This window comes from Nocardia sp. NPDC058497, from assembly GCF_042720195.1.
Classification (GTDB): Bacteria; Actinomycetota; Actinomycetes; order Mycobacteriales; family Mycobacteriaceae; genus Nocardia.
Genome location: NZ_JBHXMY010000506.1, coordinates 1 through 4,336, shown reverse-complemented (window position 1 = coordinate 4,336; position 4,336 = coordinate 1). Strand labels below are relative to the sequence as shown.

Genomic DNA, 4,336 nt, shown 5'->3' with positions numbered 1-4,336 from the left:
CGCTCACGCCCTGCGCCTGCAAGACGCGCAGCTGGGCCAGGAGTCGGGCTTCGGTGTGCTGTTCGGTTTCCTCCGAGACCGGGTAGTCGCCCGCGACCAGGCCGTCACACGACAGGCAGTCGCACGCGAATTGCAATCGGCGGCAGAACATTTGGCACTGGCCCTCGGCAGCGAACTGGTAGCCCTGCGCGACCCCGCACTCGGCTCCGCCGCGGTCGACGAGCTCCAGTCCGCCCGCGCCGCCGCCGAGGCACTCCAGCGCCGAACCGCGAGCTGGCAGCAGACACTCGCCGACGGCATCACCGACCTCGTCGGCGACGTCGACCACGACCTGCGCGATCACCTGCGCGGCATCGCCCGAACCGGCCAGGAATGGATCGACGAGAACGACCCCGGCAGGCACTGGGGCGCGATCGCCGAATGGCTGTCCGGCAGCGTCGACACCGCGCTCGGCGACAACCTCCTGCTGACCCACCGCCGCGCGGAACTGCTGGCCGAACGCATCGCCGACCACTTCAACGAGGTCGGCGCCGTCGACCTGCCCGAGGTCCATGCCGGAATGGACGACGAAAGCACCCTCGCCAGCTCGGGTTCCCTGGCCGACCTGGAGCCCGACATCGGTTTCACCAGCAAGGTGCTGGTCGGCATGCGCGGCTCCTACGGCGGCGTGCTGATGATCGGCCTCGCCACGACCTTCGCCGGCCTCGCGATGCTGAACCCGATCTCCCTGGGCGCGGGCCTGATCGTCGGTGGCAAGGCCTACCGTGACGACAAGACCGCACGACTGGCTCGCCGCCGCATCGAAGCCAACACCGAGGTGCGCCGCTTCCTCGACGACGTCGCGTTCCAGGCCGCCAAGGACACCAAGGACCGCCTGCACCGCATCCACCGCGCCCTGCGCGACCACTTCGCCGGTATCGCCGAGCGCAGCCTGCGATCGATCGACGCCTCCCTGCGCGCCGCCCAGGAAGCGGCCGCGATGGCAGCCACCCACCGCGCCGAGCGCACCGGCGTGCTCGAACGCCAGCTGAACGCGGTCGCCGAGCTGCGCCGCTACGCGGAAACGATGCAACTCGAACCAGGACGGGCCGACGGTACGGTATCTGGGTGACCCACCGTTTCGACACCGCCGCGCCCGGCGGTCAGGCACCCAGGATCCTGGCCGAGGCGCACGAGCTGGTCGGCGCGGCGGCGCGGGTATTCGGTCGTGACGAGTACGCCCGCGCGCTGCTGGCCGACTGCGAATTCCGGCTGCGTGAGCCGCTGCGGGTAGCGCTGGCCGGTTCGATCAAGGCAGGCAAGTCAACGCTGCTGAACGCGCTGGTCGGCCAGGCTGTCGCCCCGACCGACGCCACCGAGTGCACCCGGGTCGTCACCTGGTACCGCGACGCCTCCACCCCCGCCGTCACCGCGCACGCCGCCGACGGCGCGAGGGCCAACGTGATCGTCCGGCGCGGCAGCGGCGCGCACGGCCTCACCTTCGACCTGAGCGCCCTGAACTGGGATGCGTACGGCCCCCGCGAGGTCGACCACCTCGAGGTCGGCTGGCCATCGGCCGCCCTGGCCCAGACGACGATCATCGACACCCCCGGCACCTCGTCGCTGTCACGCGAGGTCTCACTGCGCACCGCGCGCTTGCTCACCCCCGGCCGTGCCGAAGGTAATGCGCGCGGCCGGTCGGCGATCTCGGCACCCGGCGCCGACGCCGTCGTCTACCTGCTGCGCCGCCTCGACGCCACCGACGTGAGCTTTCTCGAACAGATCGGCGCCGGCGCCGGTGGCGCGGGCCCACTCGGCGTGATCGGCGTGGTGTCACGCGCCGACGAGATCGGCGCGGGCCGCATCGACGCGCTGCACTCGGCCCGCGACGTGGCCGCCCGGTTCGCCGGCGAACTGGAGCGAACGGGCCTGTGCCAGGCGGTGATTCCGGTGGCAGGCCTGCTCGCCTTCGCCGCGTCGACACTGCGGCAACCGGAATTCGCGGCCTTCGAGGCACTGTCCACGGTCCCCGCGGAAGACCTCGGCATCGCCCTGCTCTCGGCAGACCGATTCGCCCGTGCCGACATCGCCCTCCCGGTCGCCCCCGAACTGCGCGCCCAATTGGCGGATCGCTTCGGCCTGTTCGGAATCCGCATGGCCACCATGCTGATCCGCCTCGGCGTCCGCGACTCCTCCTCGCTGGCAGCGGAATTGGCCGCACGCAGCGGCATCGAGGAACTGCGCTCGGTACTGGAGATCCAATTCGGCCAGCGCGCAGAAGAACTGAAGGCACATTCGGCCCTGAGCACCCTCAACCGCATCCTGTCCGCCTACCCCGGCACCGAAGCCGACCGACTGCTACCCCGAGTCCGCGCCCGCCTCGCCGACGTCCACGGCTTCACCGAACTCCGCCTCCTCGGCCGCCTGCGCACCGACGAACTCCCCCTCCCCCCACCGGTACTCGCCGACCTGCACCGCATCCTCGGCGGCACCGGCGTAGCACCCCACCTCCGCCTCGGCCTCCCCCCCGAAGCCGACCCGCACACCCTCCGCACCGCAGCCTCCACCGCCGTCCGAACCTGGCGAGCCAGAGCCGCCCACCCCCTGGCCGACCAATCCACCGCCACCGCCTGCCGAGCCGCCGCCCGCAGCGCCGAAGGAGTCCTCTCCGAACTCCCCCGCTGACTCACAGCGACGACCATGTCAGCAGCGGCCGCTGCTACATGAAGAAGCGCACTCGGATGATAGTATCGACAATGATAGTAACATCCGCGATACTTTGAGGGGCGTGATGGACTTCGTCGGGCGATGGCGTGAACTACGAACCCTCGATGACGCGTTGGCTGGAATCCGCGCCTCGATCGGCACGTCGAAACCGGGTCGGTGCCTCATCCTCCGCGGCCGCCGACGCATCGGAAAATCCGCGCTGATCGAGGAGTTCGCGCAGCGCAGTGCCGTGCCGTATGTCTTCTACACGAGCGAGATCGGCTTCGGCACCGATCCGCTCGACGAATTCGCCGACACAGTCGCGCAGTCCTCGCTGCCGGACGCCGAGATCTTCACCGAGGCATTCCCGGGCAACTGGACTGCGGCCTTGCGCCAGCTCGCGAGCATCCTGCCCGCCGACGAACCGAGCATGGTCGTTCTCGACGAACTGCCGTATCTGATGGACGAATCCGGAGCATTCGAGAGCGTCCTGCAACGAGCGTGGGATCGCGAGTTGTGCCGCAAACCAGTGCTGTTGATCCTGATCGGATCGGATCTCGCGATGATGCAGGCACTGACGTCGTATGGCCGCCCGTTTCATCAGCGTGGTTCCGAGATGCGATTGGGCCCACTCAACCCCGCGGACGTGGCCGCGATGAGTGGACTGGATCCGGCGGCCGCATTCGACGCCACCTTGATCACCGGAGGATTGCCGATCATCTGCGCCCGGTGGCGAGCAGGCGAGGACATGTGGTCTTTTCTCGAGCGGGAATTGGCTGACCCGGTCAGTCCACTGATCGTCTCCGCGCAGTTGTCGCTGGCGGCGGAGTTTCCGGACCAGACCTTGGCCCGCCAGGTCTTGTCCGCGATCGGCAGCGGTGAGCGAACCTTCACCAACATCGCCCGCGCCGCCGGGGGTCTGGCCCACACGAGCCTGTCGCGCGCGGTGAACTTGTTGGTAGACAAAGGAATCGTTGCCGCGGAACTGCCGATCAGTCTGACCCCGTCCAAGGATCGCCGTTACCGGATCACCGACTCGTATTTGCGGTTGTGGCTCACCTTCCTCGGCCCCTACCTGCCCGAACTGGACCGCATGCGCTCCGACTTGACAGTCGACCGGATCCGCCGCGGTTGGACGAGCTGGCGCGGCCGGGCGATAGAACCCCTGATCCGCGACTCCCTGGCCCGCCTCCTGCCGGCTGCCGGCATCCCCGCAGTCCCCGCCGTCGGCGGCTACTGGACCCGCACCAACGACGTCGAAATCGACATCGTCGGTGCCGACCGTGCACCCGTCGCCAAAGAACTCGCCTTCCTCGGGTCCATCAAGTGGCTGGAGAACTCACCTTTCGACACCCACGACCTCACCGCCCTGCAAAACCATCGCTTCCGGCTCACCGACGACCCCATCCCGCTGATCGCGGTCACTCGATCCGGCGCGTCCACCACTCACCTGGCCGCGGTATTCACCCCCGCCGACTTGATCGCGGCATGGCAACCGCCGGACGACGTGGGGTCCGCTCAGATCTGAGGCCGGTGCTAGCTCTGCAGCACCGGCACGACCTCATAGGCGAGGTACCCTGTCTCGTATACACCTCTTACGCTGCCGACGAAAATAGTGGGGTATATATCGGTGGTGGCCGGGTGATGAAAA

General features: G+C 68.6%; 2 protein-coding genes and 1 pseudogene. All 3 read left to right on the top strand.

Annotated features, from left to right (window positions below; all coding sequences use genetic code 11):
* A pseudogene (locus ACFWPJ_RS25985) lies at positions 1 to 1,111 on the top strand (Isoniazid-inducible protein iniA); the annotation flags it as partial.
* Positions 1,108 to 2,664, top strand: a complete 1,557-nt coding sequence (locus ACFWPJ_RS25980; RefSeq protein ID WP_378855060.1) for a dynamin family protein — start codon at positions 1,108 to 1,110, stop codon at positions 2,662 to 2,664. The pseudogene ACFWPJ_RS25985 and the gene ACFWPJ_RS25980, both read left to right, overlap by 4 nt.
* A gap of 106 nt (positions 2,665 to 2,770) precedes the next feature.
* Positions 2,771 to 4,213, top strand: a complete 1,443-nt coding sequence (locus tag ACFWPJ_RS25975) for an ATP-binding protein (RefSeq protein ID WP_378855062.1) — start codon at positions 2,771 to 2,773, stop codon at positions 4,211 to 4,213.
* The last annotated feature ends 123 nt before the right edge of the window (positions 4,214 to 4,336 follow it).

Coding starts and splice junctions, on each gene's coding strand:
- ACFWPJ_RS25975 (WP_378855062.1), top strand. CDS start 2,771: ATGGACTTCGTCGGGCGATGGCGTGAACTACGAACCCTCGATGACGCG.